Here is a 3,858-nt window from a genome sequence, read left to right as displayed (position 1 = left end):
GTCTGCAACAAGGTCTGCAACAGGGTCTGCAGCAAGGTCTGCAGCAAGAAGCAGCTCGACTGACTCTGAGTCAACTGCGGCGCAAGCTGGGGCCCCTGCCGGAAGACCTCTCTGAGACCATCCGCCGCCTGCCCACCGAGCAATTAGAGGGGTTGGCAGAGGCTCTGCTGGACTTTCAGACGCTGGCCGACCTGACCCAGTGGCTAGAGGAGCTGGCATCTGCCTAGGTTTTGCTGTCACGGCCTTTTCCCAATTTTTGTCGGCATCTCTCTCCTGGGAGGAGCTCTGCCGTGGTGGCGGTCTGGATTCCCAGAGAAAGCAGTAGATTGAACTGAGTTCTCGATAAACCGGGCTGAATGCAACCCAACCTTGACCTCAGCAGGATCCCAGCGCGACTTTCCTGAGCGAGCCGGTTCTATGCAAGGGCCTCGGGTTTTGATCTGCGGCTACCATGGCTACGGCAATGCCGGCGATGAGGCGTTGTTGCTGGCTCTCTTACGAGAGCTAGAGCAGTTGCCCAGCCCCGTACAGCCGGTGGTGCTCTCCCGTCGCCCTGCCGAAACGGCTGCCACCTATGGGGTGCTGGCCTATCCGCGCTTCAACAGTTTGGCTTTACGGCGCTGTCTCCAGGAGGCCCAGGCTTTCATCTGGGGTGGAGGTGGCCTGCTGCAGGATCGCACCAGTTGGCGCAGCCCTCTCTACTACCTGGGGGTGATGGGCCTAGCCCAGCGATGGGGGCTAAGAACCGTTGCCTGGGCCCAGGGGATCGGGCCGCTGCAGCGGGGGTGGATTCGCGCACTGGCCCGCCGGTCTCTGGCAGGTTGCACGGCCATCAGTGTGCGGGATGGAGTTGCCTCCCAATGGCTGCAAGAGTGGGGGATCCCTCACCAGGTGGCTCCGGATCCCGTCTGGAGTTTGCCGTCCAAAACCTTGCCGGAATGGGAAACGTGGCCTCAGCCCCGCATTGCTGTGGTCTTGCGTCCGCATCCGCAACTGACTGGAGCCTGTCTAGAAGCTTTGAGCCAGGGTTTACAGCGTCTCCAGGCTTCCACGGGGGCATACCTTCTCTTCGTGCCCTTTCAGCTGGCTCCTCCCGGATCCCCTGACCTTGGGCCAGACTACCACTTGGCTCAGCAGCTTCAGCAGCGCCTACCCCACCGTAGCCAAGTGCTGGAAATTCGGGATCCCTGTCTATTGAAAGGAGTCTTTCGGGGTGTCAGGCTGGCGATCACCATGCGCTACCACGGATTGGTGATGGCGGCGGCAGAGGGCTGCGCCTGTTTTGGTCTCAGCTACGATCCCAAGGTGAAAACGCTGCTCCAGGAATTGGGCATGCCTGGCTGGGATCTGCAGGAGATGCCCACCGATCCTGAAGCCTTACACCAAGCTTGGCTGGCCTGCTACTCAGAGGGCCTAGCTCTCAGCCCTGCCCAAGCTGACCTGTGGGCGAGGCAATCGGCTCAGCACGCTCAGTTGTTGAGACAGCACCTGAAGTGGGGTTGATGGGGTTGCCTGGAGAAGTTGCTGCCAGCGAATTCCGGTAGCGGTTCTTCTGGAGAGCCGCTTTACCCCAAAAGTAGGGAGGCACGGTGTCCCCGAACCAAAGCGCTGCGTGCATCCGCTTGAGGAGGCCCCCAATTCATTGAGGGGAGGACGTCACCTGAGAGGGTTTTGGGGGAGAAACTCCCGATCCAGGGGCAGGGGGGCGACAGGTTGGGTGAGGGTAAATTGGCCGCTTTCTATCCACTGCTTGAGGATTTCGGCAATTTGTATGGAGCGGCGCAAGCTGGCCAGGGGAGCGGTGCGAATCTTGCGGCCATTGAGGGTGATCTGGCCAGATTTGAGTTGGGCATAGCTCACTAAGCCAAAGGTGGGCCGCACCCGGCGGGGAATGGAAAAGTCGATCACCGGTGCCACCAGTTCTTCATCCCGGATGGCGATGGCCTCCAAATCCGCAGGAGCGAGGATGGGAATGGGGATCCCGACCCCCAACATCAAGCTGGGACCGTAGTTGCGGAAGTAGCAGCCCCTCACCCATTCCGCCTGCATTTGCTTGGCATCTCCAATCAGGGCTAGAGTGGCCGCCGGGCCGATGGGAGTTTGGTTGGGCAATCGCTTTTGCAGCGGAAAGTGTTGGGTGCCCTCCCAGGCGACGTAGCCGATGCCGCCTCCCAAAAAGATGCGGCTGCCGATCCCCACCCGGCGCAACAGGGGATCGTTCAACAAGGGGGATAGCTCTCCCGGGTTGGAATAGACGGCATTGCCCAGATGCGGTTCCAACAGACCCAAGTAGGTGTACAAAGGCCGATCCCCGCCGTTCACCCCGACGATGAAGTTTTGGTAGGCATTGCGGGGGTTGAACAGGTAAAACTGGTTGAGCTGATCCCGAGTCAGGGTGGTCTCGTAGTCGGCGCGGGGGTAACAATCGGTCACTTGGCCGATGGCCCGCAAATGGACGCGCTTGCCCGCCACCAGGTCGGCAATGACATGGCCGCCCCCATAGGCTTGATCCGCTTGCTCGCTGGGTTGGGCTGCCCCCAGGTAAAGATCCACCGCGCCAAATCCGGCATAGGCCGGTACCCCGTTCAGCCAAGCTTGGCGAATCTTGATGGGCGGATCCGTATGGCCCAGGTTCACAATGGCTCCTGAAGACTCCATTGGCTCAAAGGTGCCGGTGGTGATCACATCCACCTGCTCAAAGGCTTCCTGGATCCCCAAGGTGGCCAGCTTGGCTTTGGCTTCCAGGGCCGTCCACACCCGCGCCTGGCCTTTGGCAATGCGTTGGTTAATCTGGTCTAGGGTTCTCTCCATGGGATGTAAAGATCGCAATGGTTGGTCGCGTTGGCGGTGTGGAGCACTAGGCAGTCTTGATCGCTTGATCGTCGAGGGATCCGCTCCCATCTTGAATTCTCTCGTGAGGCAGCTCTTGGGACTGGCTCAATGAATAGCTTAAATGGACGGGGATCTGGGCCGGTGGGGCTTAAGGGGATCCGGCAGTATGGGCCGCTTTTGCCGGCGTTGGGGTTGGTGGGCCTGCTCTACGGCGGGGGGCTGCTGCTGGCTCTGGCCCAGAGTGTGGGCCTCTACGGCCTGGGCGAGAGGGGGTTTACCCTGCAGGGGTATGGGGAGCTGCTGCGGGATGCGGAAGTCGGGGGATCCCTGTTGCTCAGCCTCAGAATCGCTCTGTTGGCAACGGGGTTGGCGCTGCTTTTGGGGCTGGGGCTGGCGCTGCTGTTGCGGGGGGTGGGGGGGTGGGCCATCTGGCTTGGCCAGTTGACGCTGCCGATTCCTCATTTGGTGGGGGTGGCGGGGATGCTGCTGCTGCTGGGGCCCAGCGGTTGGCTGGCGCGGCTGGCCTTCCAACTGGGCTGGATTGCCTCGGATCAGGATTTTCCCTTGTGGGTGAACGACCGCGGCTATGTGGGGGTGTTGCTCTATTGGCTTTGGAAGGAGATCCCGTTTGCCGCTCTGGTGGCGCTGACGCTGCTGCGCGGGATGGGATCCGAGCTGGAGCAACAGGCCCGGCTGCTGGGGGCTTCTGCCGCCCAGACGTTTTGGTATGTAACGCTGCCCTTGCTGAGGCCGGGGCTGCTGGCCACCGGGATTCTCATCTTCGGCTTTGTCTTCAGCGCCTTTGAGGTTCCCTTGCTCTTAGGGCCCACCTACCCGCGCACCTTGCCCGTTCTGATCTATCAGCGCTTCACCCACATCAACCTGGAGCAGCGGCAGCAGGCGGTGGCGCTGGGGATCATCCTGCTGGCTGTCTCGGCAGCGGTGGTCAGCCTAATCGGAGGGCTGTTTGCAGCCAGAGTATCCTTTCTGCAGCTGCCGTTTGGCTCAGCGGGACGGAGTCCTTGG

At 61.3% G+C, this 3,858-nt stretch carries 4 protein-coding genes; 3 read left to right on the top strand and 1 reads right to left on the bottom strand.

Features of this window, described 5'->3' with window-relative positions:
* Both NW819_RS01610 and csaB read left to right on the top strand, forming a co-directional pair.
* A partial coding sequence (locus NW819_RS01610; protein ID WP_414412696.1) for a DUF4351 domain-containing protein occupies positions 1 to 227 on the top strand: 227 nt, incomplete at its 5' end.
* 190 nt (positions 228 to 417) lie between these two features.
* A complete protein-coding gene (gene csaB / locus NW819_RS01605; RefSeq protein ID WP_414412695.1) occupies positions 418 to 1,503 on the top strand; it encodes a polysaccharide pyruvyl transferase CsaB in 1,086 nt (361 codons plus the stop codon).
* A 153-nt stretch (positions 1,504 to 1,656) separates the two neighbouring features.
* On the opposite strand, the gene NW819_RS01600 is transcribed toward csaB, so the two are convergent.
* Positions 1,657 to 2,811 (bottom strand): homocysteine biosynthesis protein, encoded by a 1,155-nt coding sequence (locus NW819_RS01600; RefSeq protein ID WP_414412694.1) that lies wholly within the window; start codon positions 2,809 to 2,811, stop codon positions 1,657 to 1,659.
* A gap of 129 nt (positions 2,812 to 2,940) precedes the next feature.
* Between NW819_RS01600 and NW819_RS01595 the strand changes: the two genes are divergently transcribed.
* Positions 2,941 to 3,858, top strand: a 918-nt coding sequence (locus NW819_RS01595; RefSeq protein WP_414412693.1) for an ABC transporter permease, incomplete at its 3' end; no start/stop codon positions are given.

The organism is Synechococcus sp. R8-2, from assembly GCF_047461715.1.
GTDB lineage: Bacteria > Cyanobacteriota > Cyanobacteriia > Thermostichales > Thermostichaceae > Thermostichus.
The sequence above is the reverse complement of the archived record's forward strand: the minus strand, read 5'-3'. Positions and strand labels throughout refer to the sequence as shown.

Excerpts from the sequence above, each read along its gene's own strand:
- csaB (WP_414412695.1), top strand. The coding sequence starts at position 418 with ATGCAAGGGCCTCGGGTTTTGATCTGCGGCTACCATGGCTACGGCAAT.
- NW819_RS01600 (WP_414412694.1), bottom strand. The coding sequence starts at position 2,811 with ATGGAGAGAACCCTAGACCAGATTAACCAACGCATTGCCAAAGGCCAG.